21 protein-coding genes are annotated in these 23,926 nt (G+C 37.7%); 6 read left to right on the top strand and 15 right to left on the bottom strand.

The genetic code is table 11. The features are described 5' to 3' along the window. Positions 1–74 precede the first annotated feature (74 nt). Entirely contained in the window at positions 75–1,322 is a 1,248-nt protein-coding gene (locus BCR25_RS01955; RefSeq protein ID WP_069661916.1) for an acyltransferase family protein, read from the bottom strand. 477 nt (positions 1,323–1,799) lie between these two features. On the opposite strand from BCR25_RS01955, the gene BCR25_RS01950 reads away from it, so the two are divergent. Both BCR25_RS01950 and BCR25_RS01945 read left to right on the top strand, forming a co-directional pair. Then, positions 1,800–2,930: a baeRF6 domain-containing protein gene (locus BCR25_RS01950; protein ID WP_069661915.1), complete on the top strand. Its 1,131-nt coding sequence runs from the start codon at positions 1,800–1,802 to the stop codon at positions 2,928–2,930. A gap of 467 nt (positions 2,931–3,397) precedes the next feature. Beyond that, the gene (locus BCR25_RS01945) at positions 3,398–3,598 is read left to right on the top strand and encodes a cold-shock protein (protein ID WP_010760878.1); all 201 of its coding nucleotides are present in this window, start codon (positions 3,398–3,400) and stop codon (positions 3,596–3,598) included. A 47-nt stretch (positions 3,599–3,645) separates the two neighbouring features. Here the strand turns inward: BCR25_RS01945 and icd are convergent, their stop codons facing one another. The 13 genes from icd to BCR25_RS01880 form a co-directional block, all read right to left on the bottom strand. Then, entirely contained in the window at positions 3,646–4,923 is a 1,278-nt protein-coding gene (gene icd / locus BCR25_RS01940) for an NADP-dependent isocitrate dehydrogenase (protein ID WP_069661914.1), read from the bottom strand. Then, the gene (locus BCR25_RS01935) at positions 4,920–6,065 is read right to left on the bottom strand and encodes a citrate synthase (protein WP_069661913.1); all 1,146 of its coding nucleotides are present in this window, start codon (positions 6,063–6,065) and stop codon (positions 4,920–4,922) included. Before BCR25_RS01935 ends, icd begins: the two co-directional genes overlap by 4 nt. A gap of 55 nt (positions 6,066–6,120) precedes the next feature. Then, the gene (gene acnA, locus BCR25_RS01930; RefSeq protein ID WP_249023532.1) at positions 6,121–8,823 is read right to left on the bottom strand and encodes an aconitate hydratase AcnA; all 2,703 of its coding nucleotides are present in this window, start codon (positions 8,821–8,823) and stop codon (positions 6,121–6,123) included. Between the two features lie 561 nt (positions 8,824–9,384). Beyond that, positions 9,385–10,776 carry an oxaloacetate decarboxylase subunit alpha gene (locus BCR25_RS01925; RefSeq protein ID WP_069661911.1) on the bottom strand — a complete coding sequence of 464 codons (1,392 nt, stop codon included), beginning with the start codon at positions 10,774–10,776 and terminating at the stop codon, positions 9,385–9,387. Then, a complete protein-coding gene (gene citX, locus BCR25_RS01920; protein WP_245792076.1) occupies positions 10,773–11,315 on the bottom strand; it encodes a citrate lyase holo-[acyl-carrier protein] synthase in 543 nt (180 codons plus the stop codon). The genes BCR25_RS01925 and citX overlap by 4 nt, the downstream gene beginning before the upstream one ends. Continuing rightward, a complete protein-coding gene (gene citF, locus BCR25_RS01915) occupies positions 11,308–12,837 on the bottom strand; it encodes a citrate lyase subunit alpha (RefSeq protein ID WP_069661909.1) in 1,530 nt (509 codons plus the stop codon). Before citF ends, citX begins: the two co-directional genes overlap by 8 nt. Position 12,838: 1 nt before the next feature. Continuing rightward, the gene (gene citE / locus BCR25_RS01910; RefSeq protein ID WP_069661908.1) at positions 12,839–13,726 is read right to left on the bottom strand and encodes a citrate (pro-3S)-lyase subunit beta; all 888 of its coding nucleotides are present in this window, start codon (positions 13,724–13,726) and stop codon (positions 12,839–12,841) included. Beyond that, the gene (citD, locus tag BCR25_RS01905; protein WP_069661907.1) at positions 13,714–14,022 is read right to left on the bottom strand and encodes a citrate lyase acyl carrier protein; all 309 of its coding nucleotides are present in this window, start codon (positions 14,020–14,022) and stop codon (positions 13,714–13,716) included. The genes citE and citD overlap by 13 nt, the downstream gene beginning before the upstream one ends. Before the next feature lie 12 nt (positions 14,023–14,034). Beyond that, positions 14,035–15,030, bottom strand: coding sequence for a [citrate (pro-3S)-lyase] ligase (citC, locus tag BCR25_RS01900; protein WP_069661906.1), 996 nt, complete (start codon positions 15,028–15,030; stop codon positions 14,035–14,037). 18 nt (positions 15,031–15,048) lie between these two features. Beyond that, positions 15,049–15,174: an OadG-related small transporter subunit gene (locus tag BCR25_RS20780; protein ID WP_083242557.1), complete on the bottom strand. Its 126-nt coding sequence runs from the start codon at positions 15,172–15,174 to the stop codon at positions 15,049–15,051. Positions 15,175–15,210: 36 nt separating this feature from the next. Then, positions 15,211–16,332, bottom strand: coding sequence for a sodium ion-translocating decarboxylase subunit beta (locus tag BCR25_RS01890; protein ID WP_069661905.1), 1,122 nt, complete (start codon positions 16,330–16,332; stop codon positions 15,211–15,213). Between the two features lie 31 nt (positions 16,333–16,363). Beyond that, positions 16,364–16,765 carry an acetyl-CoA carboxylase biotin carboxyl carrier protein subunit gene (locus BCR25_RS01885; RefSeq protein WP_069661904.1) on the bottom strand — a complete coding sequence of 134 codons (402 nt, stop codon included), beginning with the start codon at positions 16,763–16,765 and terminating at the stop codon, positions 16,364–16,366. Positions 16,766–17,252: 487 nt separating this feature from the next. Further along, positions 17,253–17,573 (bottom strand): hypothetical protein, encoded by a 321-nt coding sequence (locus BCR25_RS01880; RefSeq protein ID WP_069661903.1) that lies wholly within the window; start codon positions 17,571–17,573, stop codon positions 17,253–17,255. 394 nt (positions 17,574–17,967) lie between these two features. Here BCR25_RS01880 and BCR25_RS01875 point away from each other — a divergent pair, with 394 nt between their 5' ends. The 3 genes from BCR25_RS01875 to citG all read left to right on the top strand — a co-directional run bounded on the left by BCR25_RS01875 (position 17,968) and on the right by citG (position 21,014). Further along, on the top strand, positions 17,968–19,311 hold the full coding sequence (locus tag BCR25_RS01875; RefSeq protein WP_069661902.1) for a CitMHS family transporter: 1,344 nt from the start codon (positions 17,968–17,970) through the stop codon (positions 19,309–19,311). A 127-nt stretch (positions 19,312–19,438) separates the two neighbouring features. Then, positions 19,439–20,143 (top strand): GntR family transcriptional regulator, encoded by a 705-nt coding sequence (locus BCR25_RS01870; protein WP_069661901.1) that lies wholly within the window; start codon positions 19,439–19,441, stop codon positions 20,141–20,143. After that, positions 20,127–21,014, top strand: coding sequence for a triphosphoribosyl-dephospho-CoA synthase CitG (gene citG, locus BCR25_RS01865; protein ID WP_069661900.1), 888 nt, complete (start codon positions 20,127–20,129; stop codon positions 21,012–21,014). Before BCR25_RS01870 ends, citG begins: the two co-directional genes overlap by 17 nt. Before the next feature lie 87 nt (positions 21,015–21,101). On the opposite strand, the gene BCR25_RS01860 is transcribed toward citG, so the two are convergent. Beyond that, on the bottom strand, positions 21,102–21,845 hold the full coding sequence (locus BCR25_RS01860; RefSeq protein WP_069661899.1) for a response regulator transcription factor: 744 nt from the start codon (positions 21,843–21,845) through the stop codon (positions 21,102–21,104). A gap of 110 nt (positions 21,846–21,955) precedes the next feature. On the opposite strand from BCR25_RS01860, the gene BCR25_RS01855 reads away from it, so the two are divergent. Beyond that, complete coding sequence (locus tag BCR25_RS01855) at positions 21,956–23,803, top strand: sensor histidine kinase (RefSeq protein ID WP_069661898.1); 1,848 nt, start codon at positions 21,956–21,958, stop codon at positions 23,801–23,803. Positions 23,804–23,926: the final 123 nt, after the last annotated feature.

Below are 23,926 nucleotides of genomic sequence, written 5' to 3'. Positions count from 1 at the left end.
ATTCTTAAATAAAAACCATCTCTCCTGAAAATTTAGGAGAGATGGTTTTTGTTTATCTAACGATCTATTTTTAATCAATTTAGATTTTTGCTTAGCTTCTTCAAATCCTTATAAAATATTTTTTTAAAGAGCAAATTGATGAAAAGCAATACACCTTCAAAAAGTAAACCCATTATAAAAATACCTAAAGTTAATACTAATATATATAAAATACCTAATTTGACACCTCTATCTTGAAACACTTGACTAATATTTAAAAAGTCTTTCAAAGGTATCCAGCTTTCTGGATTATCTAAAGGTATGATAAGTTCTTGCATTGGATCGTCCGCAATCACCTTGGTAGAGACTGTTTTTAATAAACCTAAACGATTTGGTAAAGGATTTCCTTTTAAGTGAAGTCCTCTAAAAAATGTCGATTCATGAAAAAGATAAACTGTAAACGTTGCAGCTGATAACTTATTGATGATACTAATACTTCCAATCTTCATTCTACTGAACAATTCAAAGATAAGCACACTACAAATTAGAAATAAAACGCTTGGAGACCACAATACATTGTTAAAAGGAGAGCTAACAAACACACTGTTGCCATTTTGATAAAATTGACGAATATTTATATTCAAATTCAATTTGTATTGAATGACTTGAATCAACATAAAAACCATTATAAAAAATATCAATGTTAATACCCGTATATTTTTTAAAGGATTATACAAACGAATAAACCCGCCAATCGCATATACAGAAATCCCAATCACAAAATTCTGAATCTTCAAATTAACAAGTACGTTAAAAAATTCCATAAAACTCAATAGTATGACCAAAATAATGATAAAGTTCAAGTAAGATTTCTTATCAAGTGAATTCAAGTAATCATTGAGAAAAAATTTTGCAAAAACAATAATAAATATATAGTACCCAATGAACCACCAACCATTCAATGCCATATGCATATTGATATTCGTTGAAATAGGCATATGGAACCTACCAAATAAATACGCTAAACATAATAGCACCACTGCGAGCAAATAAGAGCGATTCAATAATTTTGCCCCTGGTTTTACCACATTGATAGTTGATTTTTTGATCAAAAAATAACCTGTGATTAAAATAAACAACGTATTTCCAATTTGACCAAACGTATAGATGATTTGGATAATATCTAAATGATAAAAATTGGATCCGTTTTCCGGATGTACGAGTGCAAAACGATTATAATCGGTATGATGCATGACCAAATGATACATAATTATACCGAGCATCGCTAAAATCCTCAAAAGTTCAAAATTAGATTTGCGATGTGACATTTCCCTGCTTTTCATATTTACCTCCCAACATTAACAAACCTTTTTTATTCTATCATAGTCAATATATCAAATCTATATCTTTCTATTTGATTTTCATTTAAAACACATAAAAAATAAAAAACCACCACGACCGTCGTCAGTGGTGGAAATGAAGGTTGTTATTTACTCTTGGTAGGAGTAAGTATGAAAAACCAATTCGGGATAATTGGCATGAAAGTATATTAACACCTTTATTTGTGATAATGATGAATCACTTTTTTGTATTTCATAAAAAAACCATGAGTAATTACTCATATAGCGCATTGTTAAGCCTTTCTTTTATTTTTCTACTTCTAAACCATATTAGTACCAACATTTTTGAGCCTATGCTACACTTTTAATAGTAGCATTCAATGTTTCAATGTCACTAGCTCCATGAACCGGTCCTGATGGAGAGCACTCCGGATAGACTGATTAAGCTCATTCAGCTTTTAAATTTAGGAGGAATGTATTATGTTGAATCAAGAAAAAGACACACTCTCTGTTTTATTCTCTGACGACGTTCACGGCCCATTTGTAACCTTTATTTTAAACACCCATGTTGCTCATCAAGATGTTGAAAAAGATTCTTTGGCTTTTAAAAACTTTGGAAAAGCTGCGAAAGTCCGTTTTGAAAAGAAATATCCTACCCTCTCTTGGTCTGTTTTCCAAGACAAAATCGATGCCTTGCTTGCAGACTCTTCATTTTGGCGAAATGCTTCAAACAGTGTATCAATCATTATTAGTGAAAAAGATATTTTCATTCATCGCTTACACGTGCCCGTTGACAATCAATATTATGTAGATGACCGTCCGTATCTTTTAGGCATCATCAAAAACAATCAATTTAACTATCGCTATTATTTAATGGCGTTAAATCGTGATTCTATGCAAATTTATTTAGTTGAAAATAACCGAGTGACTGCTGTTGACCTACCAGAAGATGCCCCAACTGATTTAGTAGGCGCTTTAGGAGATGAATTGACTGGCGGCAATCTAAATTATTCTACAAAAGCTGGTTCTGGTTATAACGGTTCTTCAAAAGAAGGCGTAGCATACCATGGTGTTAATACTAAAGACCAAGAAGTTCAAATTGATTGGACAAATTATTATCAAGCGATCGATAACTATTTGAAAGATCATTTTAATAATTCTGAACAGCTTCCCATTCGTCTATATGCCCTAACTGAAAATCAAACATTGTTTAAAAAAATTGCTAAAAATCCTTATTTAATAACCGATGTAGCAGTTTCCCTTTCTCCTGCTCAAGCTTCTATTCAAGGTATCGAAAAAGGAGCCGAAAAAATTAATCAAGCACTAGAAAAAATTGAAACTGATTCTTATAATGGTCTATTGGATAAAAAATATGTAGATCAGCTGGTCGATATCGTGCCTGCTGCCGAAGAAGGAAAAGTTTCTCACTTCTTTATTTCTACAGCAAACTTTGTCGATGAAACATCAGAAATGTCAAATGACGAATTTGATCATAGAAAAGTATTGAATAAAGTCACCGATAAAATCCTTAGAACCGGTGGAAAAGTTTTTGTCTTAGATCAAAAAGCCTCACCTGATGAAAAATCACTATTGGCTATTTTGCGCTATTGATCAATACAATGGACAAGAGCCGCTCAACAAGTAGTTGAGCGGCTCTTTAATTAAGTTTATTAAATATTTTGTTAGCTATAAACCAAGTGAAACTATCTATTAGTAAGGATAACCTTATTCTCATCTAAACAATCTGAACCCTTCCTACTTTCAAATCTATGCAGCTCCAAGGCTGCGCCTTCGGAATAGATTTCTACGATATAACTCTATCATTACCTTCATATTTAACGCTTAATACCTCTATACTATAACAGAAATAAGTTTTTTTTGACAATTAATCTTTGTTTCTTAACAAATTTTTATTTTTCAAAGAGATATCACTAGTCAAGTACAAAGAAATATGCTATTATAAGAGTGTAGTTTTTGTTCGGTAATATATGTGTAGCTGTTTCAAATAAACATCTTCCACATTTTCACCTTTCAAGTAATTGCAAAATATGTGTTAAGACACAAGGAGGATTTTTATTATGGAAACAGGTACAGTAAAATGGTTTAACTCAGACAAAGGTTTTGGATTTATCACTGCAGAAAACGGTAACGATGTATTCGTACATTTCTCAGCTATCCAAGGCGACGGATTCAAAACTTTAGAAGAAGGTCAAGCAGTGACTTTCGACGTTGAAGAAGGCCAACGCGGACCTCAAGCTACTAACGTTAACAAAGCATAATTAACCTTAGTAAACTACAAAAGCTGACGATTACTCGTCAGCTTTTTTTATTTGCTCTCGATCAAACGAACAAGTTCTTCCCCAAAATCTGAACAACTCAATAATGTTGCCTGCTCCATCTGGTCAGCAAAATCTTTCGTTACCGTTCTATTTATCAAAGCCGCTTCAATACTTTCAATAATCAAGCGACTGACTTCAAACCATCCAAGATACTCAAACAGCAATGCTCCAGATAATAATAATGAAGAAGGATTTAGTTGGTTTAGACCTGCAAATTCTGGTGCAGTGCCATGAGTAGCTTCAAAGATCCCATGTCCTGTTTCCAGATTCAGATTCGCTCCTGGTGCAATCCCGATACCTCCCACTTGAGCAGCTAACGCATCGGAAATATAGTCACCATTTAAATTTAAGGTTGCTACCACATCGTAGTTTGTTGGGTGCAGTAAAATATCCTGCAAGAATATATCTGCTATGCGGTCTTTGATGATCAGTTTACCAGCTGTTTCTGCTGCTGCCAATTGTTGATCAGCTGCTGTTTTTCCTAACTCCTCTTTACTCTTTAAATAATCCTCCCATGTAAATACAGCATCAGAAAATTCTGTTTTAGCTAATGCATATCCCCATTGTTTGAAACCACCTTCAGTGAATTTCATAATATTTCCTTTATGCACAAGAGTCACCGATTTTCGTTTATGCTTTAACGCATGCTCGATTGCGCCTCGAACCAGCCGCTCTGTTCCTTCTTTAGAAACTGGTTTAATCCCAATAGCTGATGTTTTTGGAAAACGAATCTTGTCTATACCAAATTCTGTTTTTAAGTAAGTAATCAATTTTTCTGCTTCTAAACTTTCAGCTGGAAATTCGATGCCCGCATAAATATCTTCTGTATTTTCTCTAAAAATCATCATATCTGTCAGCTCTGGATGTTTCAGTGGCGAAGGTACACCTTCAAAATAGCGAACAGGTCGATAACATACATATAAATCCAATTCTTGCCTCAACGTCACATTCAACGAACGAAAACCGCCGCCAATTGGTGTCGTAAGCGGTCCTTTTATGGCAACAAGGTGGTCTTTGATTACAGTTAATGTCTCTTCTGGCAACCAATCACCTGTCATCTTAAAGGCCTTTTCTCCAGCTAAAACTTCTTGCCAGACGACCTTACGTTCATTTTTATACGCTTTGTTCACAGCTGCATCAAAAACCAATTTTGCTGCCTGCCAAATTTCTGGTCCGATTCCGTCACCCTCAATAAATGGGATGATGGGATAATCTGAAACAACCAGCTTCCCTTCTCTAAAAATTAGTTTTTCCCCTTTGGTCATGCTTCTATTCCTCCTGAATGTAATTCGCTATCAAATGTACGATACGCTAACTGCTGTGGACCAACATAATGAGAACGTGGTCGAATCAAGCAATCCTCTTTTTTCTGCTCATAAATATGACCTAGCCAGCCGGAAACTCTGCTCATGGCAAAAATCAATGTGAACAAATCACTGTCAATCGCCAAACAATGGTAGACAGTGGCTGAATAAAAATCAACATTAGGAATCAAGCCTTTCGTTTCTTTTAGATACCGTTCGACTTGGCAAGATAAAAAGTACCACTGTTCTTTTTGAGTTAGCGCGGTAAGTTCTTTCGCTAATTTTTTTAAATGCTTTTTCCTCGGATCTTCCGTCTTATAAACGCGATGACCAAAGCCCATCACTTTTTCTTTGCGATCAAGTTTTTGATTTAAATACTCTTCTACACTTAACGTACCAGAGTCGATTTCAGTCAGCATATCAAAAACTCGTTCGTTCGCCCCTCCGTGCAGCGGTCCTTTTAAAGAGCCGATTGCAGCGGTGATACAAGAATATATATCTGACAAGGTAGAAGCACACACTCGGGCTGTAAAGGTGCTGGCATTCAAATCATGATCTGCATGTAATACCAATGCCTGATTCATCGCTGTGACCTGTATCTCTCCTGCCTCTTCCCCAGTAAGCATATAAAGAAAATTGGCTGCTATAGATAAATCACTTCTTGGCGCGATCGGATCTAATCCTTTTCTTAGTCGTGCGTATGCAGCAATAATCGTTGGCATTTTCGCTTGCAAAGCAATACTCTGTTGATAAGAAGAAGGATCATCCGTTTCCTCCGCATTTGGATCAAATACCCCTAAAAGTGAAATGGTTGACCTAAGAACACTCATCGGATGAAGATTTTGACGCGTTTGAATTTTTAAACACGTCACGATCGTATCAGAGATTGGCATTGCAGCAGATAAATCTTGTTTAAATCGAGCTAATTCATGTGCCGTTGGAATTTTTAGATGCCATAAAAGATAAATCACTTCTTCAAATGGAACATTCTCAGCAACTAAATCATCGATATTAAATCCAGCAAACAACAACTGATTCTCCACGATTGAACTAATTCTAGTTTCAGAAACAACGACACCTTCTAAGCCTTTGTGAATCTCCATCCAAGTACCTCTCTTTCATATATATAACAACGTTCAAAATCATCCCGAATTATACTTAAAGTTTTTTGCGGATAACCATTGGTAAAATTCCGCCATGCTGATAATACGTGATATCAACAGCTGAATCAAAACGAAGAATCGTCTCAAATTGAATCGTTTCTCCATTTGATTTACATGCAGTGACGTTCACAATATCCAAGATTCCTTTTGTTTCATCGATATCAATGTCAAATAACTCAGTTCCTGTTAAACCTAAGCTATCAGCATCCTCACCTGGTTTGAATTGTAATGGCAAAACACCCATCATCACTAAATTAGAACGATGAATCCGCTCATAACTTTTGGCAATTACAGCTTCTACACCTAGTAACTGCACGCCTTTCGCTGCCCAGTCTCTTGATGACCCCATGCCATAATCATCACCTGCCAAAACCACCAGTTTCGTTCCTTGTTTCTGATAATTCATTGCGGCATCATAGATAGCCATTTTTTCTTGTGTTGGCGCAAAAATCGTATAACCGCCCTCGACATTTGGAACTAATTGATTACGAATACGGATATTGGCTAAAGTCCCTCTCATCATTACTTCATGATGACCACGTCTGGCTCCATATGAGTTAAATTCACGAACCTCAACACCTCTATTAATCAAATACTGACCTGCCGGGCTATTTTTTTGAATGCTTCCAGCTGGCGAAAGATGATCAGTTGTAACTGAATCACCAAACTTAGCTAAAACTGCTAAGTTTCGCAATGGCTTTCTTGGTTCTCTTTCTTTGGTCATTCCTGTAAAATAGGGTGGATTCGCAATATATGTGGATTCTTCTTCCCAGCCATATAATGGTTCATCGTTTGTTTCAATCCCATTCCACTCTTCATTATCACTAAACACCTGTGCGTATTCTTCTTGGTAAAGTTCTGGTGTAACGCATTCGTCGATCAATGCCTGAATTTCATCTCTAGAGGGCCATAAATCATTAAAATAAATTGGACTATCATTTTCGCCAATTCCAATCGGTTCATTGAATACATCAATGTCGACTGTTCCTGCCAAAGCATACAAAACAACAAGTGGCGGAGAGGCAAGATAATTTGCTTTGACCAACGGATGGATGCGTCCTTCAAAATTACGATTTCCGCTCAACACGCCTGCAGTCAATAAATCATTTTCTTTGATGACCTCTTCCACTTCTTTTTTCAATGCTCCAGAATTTCCAATACACGTGGTACACCCATATCCCACAAGATGAAATCCCAACTGTTCTAAATATGGAAGCAATCCTGCTTTTTTTAGGTATGCCGTTACTACCTTTGAACCAGGAGCTAACGATGTTTTTACATAGTTGGGTACATGTAATCCTAATTGTGCTGCTTTTTTTGCTACTAATCCGGCGCTCAGCATGACAAAGGGATTAGATGTATTCGTACAAGAGGTAATTGCAGCAATCGTTACTGCTCCTGGTTTTAACTCATGATGCTCGCCTTCTAAGTCTAAAGAAATTATTTTTTCCTGTTGTTCTTTTGATAGACCAAAGCCTTGTAGACCATTTGGTGCTTTGATTGCTTGATCAAAGCTGTTCTTCATTTTAGCTAAAGGAATTAAATCTTGAGGCCGCTTTGGTCCAGCGAGATTTGCTTTGATCTCATTTAAATCAATTTCGATCACTTTTGTATAATTTGGTTCAGGATCATTGACAGGATCATAAAATAATTGATTTTCCTTTAAATAATGCTCAGCGATCCTTACGTCTTTTTCAGCTCTTCCGGTTAAACGCAAATAACGAATCGTCTCGTTATCAACTGGGAAAAAGCCGCAAGTAGCACCATATTCTGGAGCCATATTCGCTACAGTTGCCCGATCAGCTAAGCTTAGATTTGCCAACCCAGGACCAAAGAATTCTACGAATTTTCCGACAACTTTTTGTTTACGTAATACTTGCGTTACCTTCAAAGCTAAATCCGTTGCAGTTGCACCTTGAGATAAGTCATTCACAAAGCAAACGCCTACAACTTCTGGTATCGGAAAATACGACGGCTCGCCTAACATACTAGCCTCTGCTTCAATTCCGCCAACACCCCAACCAAGTACACCTAAAGCATTGACCATGGTTGTATGAGAATCTGTTCCGACCAATGTATCTGGATAAAGCAAAACAGCATCATTTTCTAATTTTTTTTGAGTCACCACTGAAGCTAAATATTCTACATTGACCTGATGGACGATTCCAGTTGTAGGTGGTACTACCCGGTAATTATCAAAGACTTTTTGCGCCCAGCTTAAAAAACGATAGCGTTCTTGATTTCGTTGAAATTCCATCTTCATATTTAGCTGTAATGCTTGCTTAACACCAGCAACATCTACCTGGACAGAATGATCGATGACTAAATCAACAGGAACCTCCGGATTAATTGTTGTAGGATCACCGCCAAAATCTGCTATCGTTTTACGCAGAGAAGCTAAGTCAACAATCGCTGGAACCCCCGTAAAATCTTGTAAAATAACCCGTGCTGGTTTAAATGGAACCTCTCCAGCATTTTTTCCGTCAACAGACCACTTAGCCAGTTGTTCGATATGCTCTTCTGTGATGCCAGTACCATTTTTCTGCCGCAGTAAAGATTCCAATAACACGCGAATGCTAAAAGGCAATGTTGAAATAAATGGCTTTTGCTGTTCTTCAAGTGAAGCCAACGAGTAATAACAGTATTGTTGATTTTCATAGTCAAAAAAGATTTTTGCCGATTGCTTTTTAGAAATCAAAACCATCCCTCCTAAATGTAAAAGTCAAACAGATGTACTCAAAACTATAAATTAAAAAAAGAAGACAGCTTTACTTGTTTCAAAAAAATTCAAGCGACTGCTGCGTTCAATTAATTAAACGTTATCTGATTTCAGTCATTATAACGGCATTAAAATAAAATGTAAACCTTTTAATAAAACTTAGAAGTAAGGTAAACTACCTTGTTTGTGTTAGATTCATGGCAGCCTGTACTATCAACGATAAAACGATTAATGCTAACTTAAAATTAGAAAACACCCATACTATTAACGTTTAATTTTAATCAAAAATGATATGCTGTCCTTGCTTTTTTATCTGGTTCACTTAACATCTAGTGGGATTCATAGCCTTGGATTTTTGCGTTTTATTCCTTTTTCATGTTAGCTGATTTTTTTTATGTACTGTTAAGATTTTTGTCTAAAGTAAAGAGAGAGTCAGAAGAATAACTTTATCCGTTATCCCTCTGACTCTCTCTCCTTGCATAATAAACTAAACACTTACGCATTCGCTTATTTAAACACATAGAAGCTGACTTTCTCCGCTTAAATATCCAAGGTGACGTTTACTTCTTGAACCGGCACATCATAAAAGCGATCTTCTCTTCTACCTAAGAAATCTTTCCCTTGTTGCGGGAACAACGCATACATCAACACATCTTCTGTAGATTTAGCATATTCCTTGATTTCTTCTTCATAGGTTTGAAGTTCTGGTGTTAGTAAATCGGCTGGTCGCACAGTGATCACTTCTTCTTCACCAATGATCAATTTTGTCATTTCTTCTGAAATTGCGACAGGTGGCTTGCCATATAATCCTTTGACATAATCTTTGATTTCTTTTGGCACCATTTTATAGCGTTCTCCACTGATTACATTCATCACAGCTTGTGTCCCAACCATTTGTGATAACGGCGTTACCAATGGCGGATAACCTAAATCAGCACGGACTTTTGGCACTTCTCGTAAAACATCTTCATATTTATCAGCTAACCCTTGCTCTGTTAATTGACTTAATAAATTAGACAGCATACCGCCAGGTACTTTATAAAGCAATGTTTTAGGTTCAGTGTCCTTCACTTTAGGATTTAAAAGACCTTCAGCTCTAAAGCTATCTCGTATTGGATTGAAGTAATCAGCCACTTCTGCAACTTTTTTCATATCCAAATGTGTATCGTAGCCCAAATTTTCTAATGCTAAAGCCATCGACTCTGTTGCTGGCTGACTAGTCCCACCAGAAAAAGAAGAGATCGCCGTATCGATAATATCAGCACCAGCTTCAACCGCTTTTAAATAGGTCATTTCTGCAATCCCACTTGTTGCGTGAGTGTGGACTTCTAAAGGTACTTGGATTTTACTTTTGATCTCTGTGACTAGACGATAAGCATCATCTGGTGTCAAAATTCCTGCCATATCTTTGATACAGATCGAATCAGCGCCCATCTTTTCCAGCTCTGTTGTCAAACCAACAAAGTAATCGATCGTATGGAACTCACTTGTCGTATAAGAAATCGCTGGTTGACAATGTCCGCCATATTTTTTGGTTGCTTCGATCGATGTTTGTAAATTTCTCGTATCATTCAATGCATCAAATACACGAATAATATCGATGCCATTTTCAATCGATTTTTGCACAAAGGCTTCTACTACATCATCGGCATAGTTTTTATAGCCTAGTAAGTTTTGACCTCTTAAAAGCATTTGTAATTTGGTATGTTTCACTGCTTTACGAATCGTTCTCAACCGTTCCCATGGATCTTCATTCAAGAAACGAATACATGCATCAAAGGTCGCACCACCCCACATTTCCAGTGCATGATAGCCTGCTTCATCTAAGGTTTGAATGATCGGCAGCATATCGCTTGTCGGCATTCGTGTGGCGATTTGGCTTTGTTGACCGTCACGCAAGACTGTTTCTGTAAAACGTATTTCTTTTGTCATTTCATCTTTCCTTTCTCAATGAGTTGACTGATTGTTTGTTGCATTTCTTCTATACTATGCTGGCGATTTCTACCGCAAGCTTTTGCTTCATTTTCACAAATAAAACAACGGCGAGCTGGATACCCCAGTTCTGTCCGACTAATAGAAATCAGTTCTTGTTCTTTTTGATAAAGCACATCCAAATCAAACAAGCGACCACAATAATGGGTTTCTTCTAATTGGATCATTTGTTCCTTTAGCTCACTTGGTAGCTCTTTAATGACGAAATAATATTCAGGACCCGTTACTACATCACGATACTTACGTGCCATTCGTTTTTCAGGAGGAATCAGCTGCTCGATTGCTTCAATGACAGTTAAAAAAGCAGTCTTTATTTGCTCGTTTGTTTTAATAGGCCCAGGAATATTCATCGTAGCACTTAATAAAGCACCATGCGGGTGTTTCATTAATAATTCTTGCTGGATCGACACCCGTTTTTCTCTAGCATCCAGCATCATAGGTAAATCAATTTTTTCTCCTTGAAGAACTTCTTTAGACATTTTTGACCACATCAATGATCGACCCATCACGATATTCAATCAGTGCAACGACTTTCTCACCATATTGGATTGCCTCTGGTCGATCGACGATACTGTACGCTTTTTCCTGTAACTCTTTTATCGTAAACTTAGGAACATCCAGCTCTTCAAAATGTGCGATCAAGTCTTGTCGTTCCGGATTAATTGCGATCCCGATTTCGGTTACAACAATATCGATACTGCTGCCTGGTGTAACCACTGTGTTTACCTCTTCTACGATTGTTGGTATTCGCCCGCGAATCAATGGTGCAATAACCAAACTCATCTTGCAAGCAGCGCTTGTATCTGAATGACCGCCTGAAGCACCACGAATTACACCGTCAGATCCTGTAATCACATTCACATTAAAATTCGTATCGATTTCAAGGGCTGACAAAATTGCCGTGTCTAGCTGATTGATAACCGAACCCTTGCTAAAAGGAGAAGCATACATATTTGCATCGATTTCATAATGATCCGCATTTTCACCTAGTGAAACAGCAGAAGGATGATCAAAATCCTGTACATCGATAATTTTTTCTACTAAACCGTCTTCCAGTAATTCGACCATTGCATTGGTGATACCACCTAATGCAAAACTTGCAATGATCCCATCTTTGATCATTGCTTCTTTTAAAAATCGAGATACGGCTAACGCCGCTCCCCCAGTACCTGTTTGGAAAGAAAAACCATTTTTATAATATGGCGAATGTGTGATTACTTTTGCCGCATATTCTGCAATCAAAAGCTCCTTGGGATTTTTGGTAAAACGTGTAGCTCCTTTGGCAATCCCTGCAGGATCTCCGATCGCATCAACTTCTACAACAAAATCGACATCTGTTTGCGGAATGCTGATCGGTGTATTTGGATACGGAACCAAACTGTCTGTAATGATTACGACTTGATCTGCATATTTCGCATCGATCATAGCATAACCTAACGAACCGCAAGTTGCTTTGCCTTTTGTTCCATTTACATTTCCATACGCATCTGAACTTGGTGCACCAAGAAAAGCAACATCGATGTGAATATCTCCTGCAGCAATTGCACGAGCTCTGCCGCCATGTGAACGAATCACGACTGGATTTTCCATGATCCCCTCAGAAATCGCTGCTCCAACTTTGTCACGAAGACCGCTAGATGTAATATTTGTGATCACGCCATTTTTAATATGCTCGATCAAGGGTTCATGAACATTCGCAATAGAGCTTGGTGCAATCGACAAATTTTTAATCCCCATTGCCGCAATTTCTGCCATCACCATATTCATGACAAAATCACCTTCACGGAAATGATGATGAAATGAAATCGTCATTCCATCTTTCAATCCTGTTTTTTCAATCGCTTCTCTTAAGCTGCCTAACAGTTTTGTGTCTCTTGGTCTAACGGGTTGAATCGTCCGACTAGATTCCTGATACTCATGGATATTCGTGAATTCCCCTGAAAATAGACCGTAGCTTTCAGCGTATTTATCTGGAATTTCTTTGCCTACATTATTTTTCATTTTAGACTTCCTCCTCAGAAATCAATTTTGCCGCAATTGCTAATGCAATAACTCGTTCCGCTCGTTCAACGATTGGTTTATCCACCATTTTTCCGTTGACTGAAATAACACCTGAGCCTTTTGCCTCTGCTTCACGAATGCCCCAAATGACTTCTTTTGCCTGTTGGATTTCTTTGGCTGTTGGTTCATACACGCTGTTTACCAAAGGAATCTGACGTGGATTGATAACGGACTTTCCATCAAAGCCTAGCTGTTTGATCAACGCAACCTCTGCCAAAAAGCCCTCTGTGTTCTCTACATCTGAATAAACAGTATCAATCGCAGCGATTCCAGTTGCTCTAGCAGAATGAAGAATAAAACTGCGGGCAAAAAATAATTCCTGACCATCTGGATAACGGCGAGTTTTCATATTGGTCACATAGTCTTCTGCTCCAAGCGCAATCCCAATCAAACGTGTACTAGCTTGAGCAATTTCACGAGCATTTAACACTCCTTCAGCTGATTCGATGGCTGCCATCATTTTAGTGGTTCCAACATTGATTCCGTATTTCGTTTCCATTTCAGTAATCACTTGATCAACAGCCACAATATCCTGTGCCGTTTCTGTTTTTGGCAAACGGATTACATCCACCCCCGCCAAAACCATCGCTTCAACATCCTGACGCCCAACCGTATCTAGTCCATTGATTCGAACAACTGTTTCTACCATTGAATAGTCAAAGGTACGCAATGCATTATAGACAAGTAAACGTGCACTATCTTTTTCTTTTAACGAAACAGCATCTTCCAGATCAAACATCAATGAGTCTGCCCCATAAAGTGTTGCATCCCGCAACATTGAAGCATTAGCTCCCGGGACAAACATCATTGTTCTTCTTAAGCGTTCCATGATTGAATCACCTGCCAATCAATCGTTTCTTCTTGTGCCGCTCTATAAACAGCTGCTACCGTTCTGGCTTCGATCGTACAATCTAAAGCACCTTTATCAACCGCTTTGATTTTTGCATTCATCACCGCTAGTTTTTCTAGAGTGTCTAGTATTTTTTTTCGAATCTGTTGTCCAAATTGTTTTTCAACACTGCTGTCCAGCTCAAGTTGCAGACCATCTGTGCCATTTGGCTCGATCATAATCAAAATATCACTTGATTCAGTTGTACCTGCGGATGCGTTTTGCTTCATTTCCAAAATGTACACCTCTTATTCTTTTTTTTGTTTCATGATTTCAATAAATGTCGTTTCTGGAACAAGCGAGCGAATCGCTTCGTATGCTTGCTCGTTTAACAGGGCTCTAACTCTTGATGCGCTGATCACCTCTTGTCCTAGCTTCTTTCTAGGAAGAATCGTCAAGTGTAAATCAGAAGAAAATTCTTTTTTCATCGCTTGATTATAGATATCTGTCACAGGAGAAAGTGGTTCCTCACCGACATATCTAGTTGTGATTGATAAGACTGGTGCAATTTTCTTTTTAAATAGAACCGCATCTAGGGTCGCCTGAACCCTAGCAACTGCTTCTTGTGCCTGATCCTTTAAAAAATAGGATGGAAATGTCGCACTCGAAACAATATATTCTCTTGTTGGTAAAACGACTACATTCGTTAAATGACGAACGCCTTCTTGAACTAAACGAAAACGAGTAGCTGTATCAAAAAGGGAACGTTCTTCCGAAACAACAAAAATGTAAACTGTTTCATTTTTTTTCGCTGCTTGCGTGATCAAATATAAATGCCCATTCGTAAACGGGTTAGCATTCATAACAATAGCCGCATTTTTTAACGTATTACGTTTAGACGCTGTAATTTCCTTTAAATACTCATTAAAGTCCGGTCCACCTTGTTCCATAAAGGCAATATCTTCTGTTCTGATAATTTCCGAAAAGCCTAAAGATTGGAACAAATGACAGACTGCCGGCTTCGTATATAAAAAGTAATGAGTAAATCCTGACTCAAGTAACTGCACTCTTAATTCTTGTACTACTTGAGTCAATAGATTTTCATTTTGATATGTTGGATCGATTGCGATACACTTCAAAATATTATGATAAATAGAACCCGTAGCAACCAACGCTTCTTCAGCATAAATCCCTAGTGTATAATCTACCTGATCATCTGGTACTAAATCAGAAGCTTTCAACAGCTCAGTCCATTGTTTATACGCTGCTGGATCACGATCCAACCACAACCTTTTTGTCCTCATCAATACTCACTTCCTCATTTATTTGGCTGGGAATATTTTTAATAGTAATTTTGAGATCAAAAAAAGTAAAAATAGGACAAGAAATACGCCACCCATACCAAAAATCATCAGTTCAGCCGCAATTTTCAATGCTTCTATATCCATTTCTATCAAACTCCTTTCACGTTTTGTTGTCTTATCTTATGAGAAGAACGCCAACAATAAGCCGCCGGCAATCACTGAAGCAATTTGCCCTGAAACATTTGCACCTACTGCGTACATCAAAACAAAGTTTTGCGGATCTTCATCGGTCGCCATTTTTTGAATCACTCGACTAGACATTGGAAACGCTGAAATCCCTGCTGCACCAATCATTGGATTGATTTTTTCTTTTCTAAATAGGTTCAATAATTTAGCAAACAAGACACCGCCAACAGAATCCATGATAAATGCAACCAAACCGAAGGCAATGATCATCAATGTTTGAACATTTAAAAATAACTCTGCTTGCATTTTGATTGAAATCGTCAATCCTAATAGAATTGAAACGATGTTCACCAATTCATTTTGCGCCGTATTTGATAAACGATCCAACACACCACATTCTCTCAACAGGTTACCAAACATCAAGAAGCCAACCAGTGGTAAAGAAATCGGTGCAATAAAACCAGCAACGATCGTAATTGCAATCGGGAAAATGATTTTCGTCATTTTTGACACACTATCGGCTTTATAGGTCATCCGAATTTTACGTTCTTTTTTCGTTGTTACAGCTTTGATTGCTATTGGTTGAATAATCGGAACTAACGCCATATATGAATAAGCCGCTACAGTAATTGGCCCTAATAAGTTTGGCGCTAATTGATTCGATACGAAAATTGATGTTGGTCCATCTGCTGCTCCGATGATACCGATAGACGCTGCTTCTTCTATATTAAAGCCAAACATCACCGCAACGATTACTGTGAAGAAAATCCCAAACTGTGCCGCCGCTCCAAACAATAGCATAAACGGATTTTGCAGCAATGGACCAAAATCGATCATTGCACCAATCCCAATAAATATCAACAATGGAAATAACTCTGTTGCGATACCGGCTTTAAACAGAACATCTAAAACTCCTTCTGCTTCTGAACCATTGACCATTTGTGTCAAAACGCCGGTCCCTGGAAAGTTGACTAAAATTGTTCCTAACCCCATAGGGACTAACAATGTTGGTTCGTATTCCTTTTTGATTCCTAAGTACATCAATAAACAGCCGATAGCCATCATGAAAATCTGTCCGAATGTAATTGACGTGATTCCTTGAATTAATGTTTCCACGATTTCACTTCCTCCAAATAATTTCTATTCTTTAATCGATCGTAATCAATGCATCCCCAGCATTGACAACCTGTCCTAAGGTCACATGAAGTCCCGTAACCGTTCCGTTAGCTGTCGCTACCACTTCATTTTCCATTTTCATTGCTTCTAAAATCAATAATGGCTGATTCTCTTTTACTTCATCGCCAACGTTCACTAAAATCTTTAAAATAGTTCCTGGCATTGGTGAAGTCATCGCATCATTTCCAGCTGGTGCACTAGGAGCAGCCGACACTGCCGGCTGTTCCACTGGTGCAGGAGCCGCTTCAACTACAGGTGCTTGCGGTGCAGCAGGTGGAGTTGGTGCAACTTGTGCTTGCGGCACACCACCGATCTCTTCCATTTCTACTAAATACTCTTTTCCATCAATTGAAATCTTAAATTTACGTAACATAACTTTTCCTCCTTAATTTAAAAGCGGAACAGGCTCGTTCAGTTCTGACAGAAAAATAGGAAATGATGATTGAGGTGCCTTTTTGCCTCACTCAGCATTTATCTTTTTTCCGAGGAACTAGCCTGTGCAGCTGGATAATACAAATGATCAACACTTTCTCCGAAAGTCTTGTACTGTTCATCATCAACTCAAGTTCTTTCGTTGTGATTCTCAGCAAAAGCGGAACGAGCTCGTCAAACTCCGACTGGAAAATAGAAAAACATGATTGAGGTGTTCTTTGCCTCACTCAGGTTTTATCTTTTTCCCGAGGAGTTAGCTCGTGCAGCTAGATAATACAAATGATCAACACTTTCTCCGAAAGTCTTGTACTGTTCATCATCAACTAACGAAGCAAATAGACGCAACGTTCCTTTCAGTCACCTTGTACCAATCAATAGCAACTCATCACTTCGTTGTATTTCTTGGCATGATTCTCAGCAAAACGCAACTACTCTCTTTTTTCCTTGATTGACTTCACTATAAATTGGCTTTCTGGTTGATCTGCAGATGCAATACTTGCAGTTATTGCAGATACTAATTGCACTTCAGGATTTCTTTTTAGAATACGTTTAACAACAAATTTACTCTCTGGCTGATTTCCAGCTGCAAGAGCGGTGGCAATCAATGTAACAAATTCATACTCCTCACTTTCTATAGGAATATATCCCGCTATTTCCTGCCATTCAGATTCTTTTTCTGTGTTGGTCAACGGTTCAACTGTTTTTATTTCTTCTTTTTCCTTTTTAAATAGACGGTCAAATAAACCCATGAATTCACATCCTTTCCGCTTATGATTTCATTATAGGTAAAATCTCTGACAAGAAAATGAAATCTACGGGCTTAAATTGTTCTTTCGCTGTTCCTTCACTTCAATTATTGACTAAAACGCATACAAGTACTGATATAACAGCGTTTTAAAACGTTTAATATTTTATTAATATCTTATTAACATCTCTTTAAGAAACCGCTATCATTTATGTTTTTTTGGTGTTCTTTTTCCCTTTATCCGCTATTTATCCCAAGAGACTTGCTTTACACTAAGTTTTGTTAAATGAAATAAGAAAGGGCTTTCCGAATGTTATCTATCGTTATTTTATTTCAATTACTATTCAAATTCCCTACTTGTTTCAAAAAACAAATCGATTATCAAAGGAGAGAAAAAAATGTTACTTACTGTTTTGTCTTATGTTATGATCATCGTCTTCATGTTTGTGATCATGAAAAAGAAAATGTCACCGTTTACAGCACTAGTTTTGATTCCATTGATTTTTGCACTCATCGCAATGTTTGCTGGGGTTTCTAACAAAGGCTCCATTGGGGATTTCGTTATGGAAGGAATCAAGACGACTTCTACTACTGGTATTATGCTATTGTTTGCGATTCTTTATTTCTCCATTATGCTGGACGCAGGCTTATTTGACCCAATCACTAAAAAAATGATCCACATTGCTAAAGGCGATCCAATGAAGGTCTTGATAGCAACGGCTGTTGTTGCGGCTGCTGTCTCTCTTAATGGTGATGGTACAACAACTACCTTGATCTGCTGTTCAGCGTTTATTCCTATCTATAAAAAATTAGATATGAAATTGATGAACTTAGGTGTTTTGGTTATCTTGCAAAACACGATCATGAACTTGCTTCCTTGGGGCGGACCAACTGCTCGTGCCATGAGTGTTTTAAATGTAGGCGCAGAAATTTTAGCTTATTTGATTCCTGGTATGATCATTGCTCTTTTATATGTTATCTTTATCGTTGCTCCTTCTATGGGACGTAAAGAGCGGGCTCGTTTAGGAATAAAAGCGTTATCTGATGCGGAAATCGATGAAATGACGACCGTTACTGACGAAGAAACTTTAGCGATTCGTCGTCCAAAAATCTGGTTATTCAACGCTTTCTTAACGATTTTACTAATTACACTATTGATTACTGACTCATTTGTTGGTCTTGGTTTGCCTCCTTTATTCTTATTCCTTACGGGTACTGTAATAGCGTTGATGGTCAACTATCCTGTCTTGAAAGATCAATCTTCTCGTATCGGAGCAAACGGTGGGGATGCTGTTCAAGTAGTTATTTTAGTTTTTGCTGCGGGTGTATTCATGGGGTTATTCCAAGGAACTGGTATGGCAGATGCATTAGCTCAAAGTTTCACAAAAATCATCCCTAATCAATTAGCAGGCTTCTGGGGCTTAGTGATTGCCTTGATTTCAGCACCAGGTACCTTCTTTATTTCAAATGATGGATTTTACTTTGGAGTCCTTCCAGTACTAGCAGAAGCTGGACGTGCGTATGGCTTTACCGATATGCAAATGGCGTTGGCTTCATTAATGGGACAAGCTTTCCACTTATTGAGCCCGTTAGTTGCCTTTATCTACTTACTGCTTCGCTTAACTGGCTTAGACATGGGGCAATGGCAAAAAGAAGCAGCAAAATGGGCGCTGGGGATCTTCATTATTTTTGTAGTAACGATTGTCTTGACCGGTCATATGCCGTTGTATATCCCACAATAATCTCAATAGCCGTATAGATGATTTGTATGTGGAAAATTTTTCTTATATTTCTTCTCTTTCTTTAACAAGTATATAAGAAAAAAGTTGTATATTTTTCCTACTATATCAGCAAAAGGAGTACTAGAAAATGAGTACAATATCAGAAGCTGTCGGAAAAAATTTAGATTTAAGTCTTAATGAACCATTAAAAGAGCTAGTTTATAAGGCCTTTCGTAAAACCATTATTCTAGGTGAGATCTCAGCTGGACAACGTATCAATGAAAAAGAATTTTCGGAAGTTATGAATATCAGTCGCACACCAATCCGTTATGCGCTGCAAAAACTAGTTGAAGAAGATTTAGTCGATCATGTTCCCGGGGTTGGGATCATTGTAAAAGGGATTTCGATCAATGATGCGCACGAAATTTATGCGATTAGAAAATCGTTGGATGTCTTAGCCACGCTTACCGCAATGAAAGAAATGACGGAAGAGGATTTTGCAGAATTAAAAGCATTACTGGAAGAAACCGATCGGTTGAATGAAGCAAATGAAATCGATCAAGTACTGCAAAAATTCTCAGACTTCAATGAGTTGATTTATGAAAAAAGTCAAATGCGCCGGTTAAAATCGATCGTAATGAAGCTGCGGGAATACTTGATTTATTTTCGAGATATCTCTATTCGCTCAAAAGAACGGCGGGACAAAGCTTTAAAAGAGCACTGGCTCATTTATCATTGTATGTTGAATCAAGAAAAAGAACAGCTGGAGTTATTGATCACAGAGCATTTGACTTATTCTCAAACGTTTATCATCAAAGAAATGGAAAAACACTTAAATGACACAGGTAAATAAACAAAAACAGATCAAGATCATTAGTAATTATGCTTTGCAGTCTCTACTTTTTGAAGCAGCACTTTATCCAAAACCTGGACTAGTCGATCCGATCAGCAATGGCGCGCATACAGATATGGATTATTTAACCTTTCTCGACAGTAGTCAGGCGCTTGCACCTTATTTTTATGATTACCTTCAGCTTGGTCTGGCTCATGAAGGAAGTCCTGTAGAATTATTTCAAAAAGTCCGTTTACTAGGACAACAGGCTGAACGTGCAATGTTAGAAAAGACAAACGGCATCAATACACATAAAGGGGCGAATTTTTCTTTCGCCCTGATTCTAGCAAGTATTGGAAAACTGCTTCAAAACAAGCAACTTTACCTCCCATTTTCTGAAGCTGACACTCATGCCGTTTTTGATTATACTAAACGAATGACAGTCTCACTTTTAGAACAGGATTTTTCAGATCTAGCAAACAAATCTATGCTCACAAATGGTGAAAAACTGTATCTTGATCATGGGTTTACTGGAATCAGAGGAGAAGCAGCTGCTGGTTATCCAGCGCTTCAACTGACAGCTCTTCCCTTTTTAAGACAACGGCATTCCTCAAATGATAAAAAAAACTTTTTACTTTTACTGTTATCACTGATGGCAACTGTTGAAGATTCTAATTTGATCAATCGTGGCGGCTTAGACGCTTGGAAACAAGTAAAAAAATTAGCCGCTCAACAGCTAGCAACACTTTCAGATGAAGTCACTATTTATGAACTAGAAGAAAGTCTAGCTGTATTTGATCAGGTCTTGATTCAAAAAAACTTAAGTCCCGGCGGTTCTGCCGACCTATTAGCACTAAGCTACTTCTTCGGTCAATTAGAAGGACTGATTTAACTCATGAAAAGAGGCTTAGAAAAAGCAGCTTCTCAGAAAAAAACAGCAGTCACAAAAAGGCGATGAACCCTTTTCGCAACTGCAGTCTTATTTCTCAGAATCAAACGCTTTGGTCTCTGCCTCTTTTCCTTCTGGGTTAAATAGATACCCGATCCCCCAAACCGTTTGTAGATATTTCGGTTTCTTAGGATCATCTTCGATTTTATTTCGTAGATAATTGATGTAAACAGTAATTAGATTTTTGTCAATTTCACCATCATTCCAAACATTGGCATAAATTTGTTCCTTGCTGAATACTTGCTGAGGATTTTCCATAAAGAATAGGATCATCATGATTTCTTTAGAGGTCATATTAACGACTTCACCATTTTTACTAAACTGATATTGATGTCTATCAAAAGAAAATATCCCTTCTGTCAGCCGCGCTTCTTCACGGTGTTCTCTTAACGTCAGTAATTGTTCAGTCCGATTCAACGTACTGATGACTTGGGCTCTTAACACATTCGGAGCAAATGGTTTTGACAGATACACATCTCCTCCTGATTCTAACCCGCTGATAATATCTTGTTCACTTTTTTTACCGCTAACAAAAATAATTGGCGTTAACGGCTGGTGCTCCCGAATCAACTGAGCTAGATGATAGCCATCATTTTCATGTTCTAGGCTAACATCCAAAAGAAATAATTGGAAATCCACCCGCTGCATAATATCTATGGTTTTTTCGATCGTATCACTTTGATAGACCAGTAAACCGGTTGACTGCAACGATTTCCAGATCAAACGGCGGATCGCCGGATCATCATCGACTACTAAAATTTTCTCATTTCGCACGGTGTACACCCCATTGTTCATTTTACATATCTTTACAATAGCCGAATTACCTTCAAATTTCAACTTGAACTTGTTATGATATGAACATACTTTTAAAAGGAGTTAGCAAAATGAAACGCACGAATAAGATTGTGAACCTCATGATTACAGCAATGACGATCTTTATCATTGTTTCTGTCTTCTTTGCGATCCGTGGTTTTTCGGTCATTCGTAAGACGACCACAGCCAGCGGACAGGATTTTCTTTTGCAATCGACAGAGTATGTCGGCAAAGTGATCCAGCTCTCCATGAAAAATCGTCATCAATCATTGAATTATTTAGCCATTGACGGAAATTTAAAGAACAATGACGATCCTGCTGCCTATCTGAACAGCAGTCAATCTGCGCTGACTACATTTTTTGATTCACTAAATGGTGAAGCCGATTCCCTTTTTTACATTGACGCTTCCGGCACACCTCTTTACGCTTTTCATTGGGACTCAAAGAAAAAGCAGGTCTCGATTGCAGATACTGAAACGATCCAGCCCTTCATCAACCATGATTTATCGTTAAAACAGTTATTTGACAAGCCAACCGCCCAAAACAGCGCTTCTTATTTTATAGATAAAAAATCCTATCTTAATTTTTATCAGGAAATTAAAAACACCGCTGGAGATATTGAGGGATATTTGATCCTACCTTTACATTTGGAAAAATTTTATCAAAATTTTTTACAGGATTTTGAGCTAGACTACAAGGGGTATCCAATGATCAAGGATCAGTCAATGACCGTCGTCATGCACCCTGTTGCAGAACAAGTCGGACTTGATATTGTTAAAGATCGGGAAAAGCTTTATCCTGATTTGAATTACTCTGACCTAAAGCACTTGGAAAAATACCAGTTGAGTCATTCCTCTGGAAAATTAACCTATAAGTCTTACTGGTGGGATGAGGATGTGCCAACAGAAGTTTTGAAAATCAGTGCATTTGAATGGATCGATGTCGGCTTAGCGCATTGGGTCGTTGCCATCAACGCTGACTATAATGAACGAAATGACGATATTATCAACTTCGTTATCGTACTTTCATTGCTCTTAGTTGTTTTGTTGCTATTGATCGGTATTTTTTCTTTATTTATTCATAACTTTAGAAAAAAAGAACGGATCGAAGAAGAAAACAAACAACTGATCGAAAAACAAAAACAACAAAAACTGCAGCATCAACTAGAACTTGAACTCTACCAACGAAATAAAATGGAAACAGTCGGTTTATTGACGACCTCCATCGTACATGATATGAATAATTTTTTAACACCGATCATCGGAAACACCCAATTACTTTTAGAAGAGTATTCCAATGATCCTGTACTAGAAGGAGATTTACAAGATATTCTTCATTCTGCTCAAAAAGGAAAACAACTATCCGCAAATGTCCTGCGTTTTTCTAAAACACAGCAGAGCGTGCAAGAATGGCTGGATGTTTCAGCCGCCATCGGTGTTGCAACACATCTAATTGGAGAAATCATCCCTAAAAATATTCAATTAGATCTTTCTATTCAAGAAAATCTAGGCACAGCCAAATTCGAGGAAATAGACATTCAAAATTTGATTTACAACTTAATCACCAACGCCTACCAAGCAACAAGGGAAAACACAGCAATTCAGAAAATTCGTGTAGAAGTGTGTGCCACACCGAAAGAAATTATCGAAAAAATAAAAAAAGAAAACCTGCGGCTACAAGCTGAAAAACATTTTGTATCACTGACCATCTCGGACAATGGTCCCGGGATCCCAACTGATATAAGAGAAAAAATCTTTGAGCCCTTCTTCACCACAAAATCAGCCGATGAAGGGACTGGACTGGGATTATTCGCTGTAGCATCTATTATTTCTAAATACGAATGGTACCTTGACCTTCATTCAGAATTAGCGAACGGTACTACATTTTTGATTATTTTACCTGTTCGCCCACCAGAATAAGAACTTGGTTTTACCGATAAAGATTGGATCAGTTTTGTTTATACAGCTGATCCAACCTTTTTTATTATTGTTTTTTACTATTCTTCGTTATACTAAGGAAGATATCAGTTTTAAAAGGAGTTA

Origin of the sequence: Enterococcus termitis (assembly GCF_001730305.1) — a bacterium.
GTDB classification, from domain to species: Bacteria; Bacillota; Bacilli; order Lactobacillales; family Enterococcaceae; genus Enterococcus_L; species Enterococcus_L termitis.
This window is presented reverse-complemented; position numbering and strand designations above follow the sequence as displayed.

Excerpts from the sequence above, each read along its gene's own strand:
- BCR25_RS01955 (WP_069661916.1), bottom strand. The coding sequence starts at position 1,322 with ATGAAAAGCAGGGAAATGTCACATCGCAAATCTAATTTTGAACTTTTG.
- BCR25_RS01950 (WP_069661915.1), top strand. The coding sequence starts at position 1,800 with ATGTTGAATCAAGAAAAAGACACACTCTCTGTTTTATTCTCTGACGAC.
- BCR25_RS01945 (WP_010760878.1), top strand. The coding sequence starts at position 3,398 with ATGGAAACAGGTACAGTAAAATGGTTTAACTCAGACAAAGGTTTTGGA.
- icd (WP_069661914.1), bottom strand. The coding sequence starts at position 4,923 with ATGACCAAAGGGGAAAAACTAATTTTTAGAGAAGGGAAGCTGGTTGTT.
- BCR25_RS01935 (WP_069661913.1), bottom strand. The coding sequence starts at position 6,065 with ATGGAGATTCACAAAGGCTTAGAAGGTGTCGTTGTTTCTGAAACTAGA.
- BCR25_RS01925 (WP_069661911.1), bottom strand. The coding sequence starts at position 10,776 with ATGACAAAAGAAATACGTTTTACAGAAACAGTCTTGCGTGACGGTCAA.
- citX (WP_245792076.1), bottom strand. The coding sequence starts at position 11,315 with ATGTCTAAAGAAGTTCTTCAAGGAGAAAAAATTGATTTACCTATGATG.
- citF (WP_069661909.1), bottom strand. The coding sequence starts at position 12,837 with ATGAAAAATAATGTAGGCAAAGAAATTCCAGATAAATACGCTGAAAGC.
- citE (WP_069661908.1), bottom strand. The coding sequence starts at position 13,726 with ATGGAACGCTTAAGAAGAACAATGATGTTTGTCCCGGGAGCTAATGCT.
- citC (WP_069661906.1), bottom strand. The coding sequence starts at position 15,030 with ATGAGGACAAAAAGGTTGTGGTTGGATCGTGATCCAGCAGCGTATAAA.
- BCR25_RS20780 (WP_083242557.1), bottom strand. The coding sequence starts at position 15,174 with ATGGATATAGAAGCATTGAAAATTGCGGCTGAACTGATGATTTTTGGT.
- BCR25_RS01885 (WP_069661904.1), bottom strand. The coding sequence starts at position 16,765 with ATGTTACGTAAATTTAAGATTTCAATTGATGGAAAAGAGTATTTAGTA.
- BCR25_RS01880 (WP_069661903.1), bottom strand. The coding sequence starts at position 17,573 with ATGGGTTTATTTGACCGTCTATTTAAAAAGGAAAAAGAAGAAATAAAA.
- BCR25_RS01875 (WP_069661902.1), top strand. The coding sequence starts at position 17,968 with ATGTTACTTACTGTTTTGTCTTATGTTATGATCATCGTCTTCATGTTT.
- BCR25_RS01870 (WP_069661901.1), top strand. The coding sequence starts at position 19,439 with ATGAGTACAATATCAGAAGCTGTCGGAAAAAATTTAGATTTAAGTCTT.
- citG (WP_069661900.1), top strand. The coding sequence starts at position 20,127 with ATGACACAGGTAAATAAACAAAAACAGATCAAGATCATTAGTAATTAT.
- BCR25_RS01855 (WP_069661898.1), top strand. The coding sequence starts at position 21,956 with ATGAAACGCACGAATAAGATTGTGAACCTCATGATTACAGCAATGACG.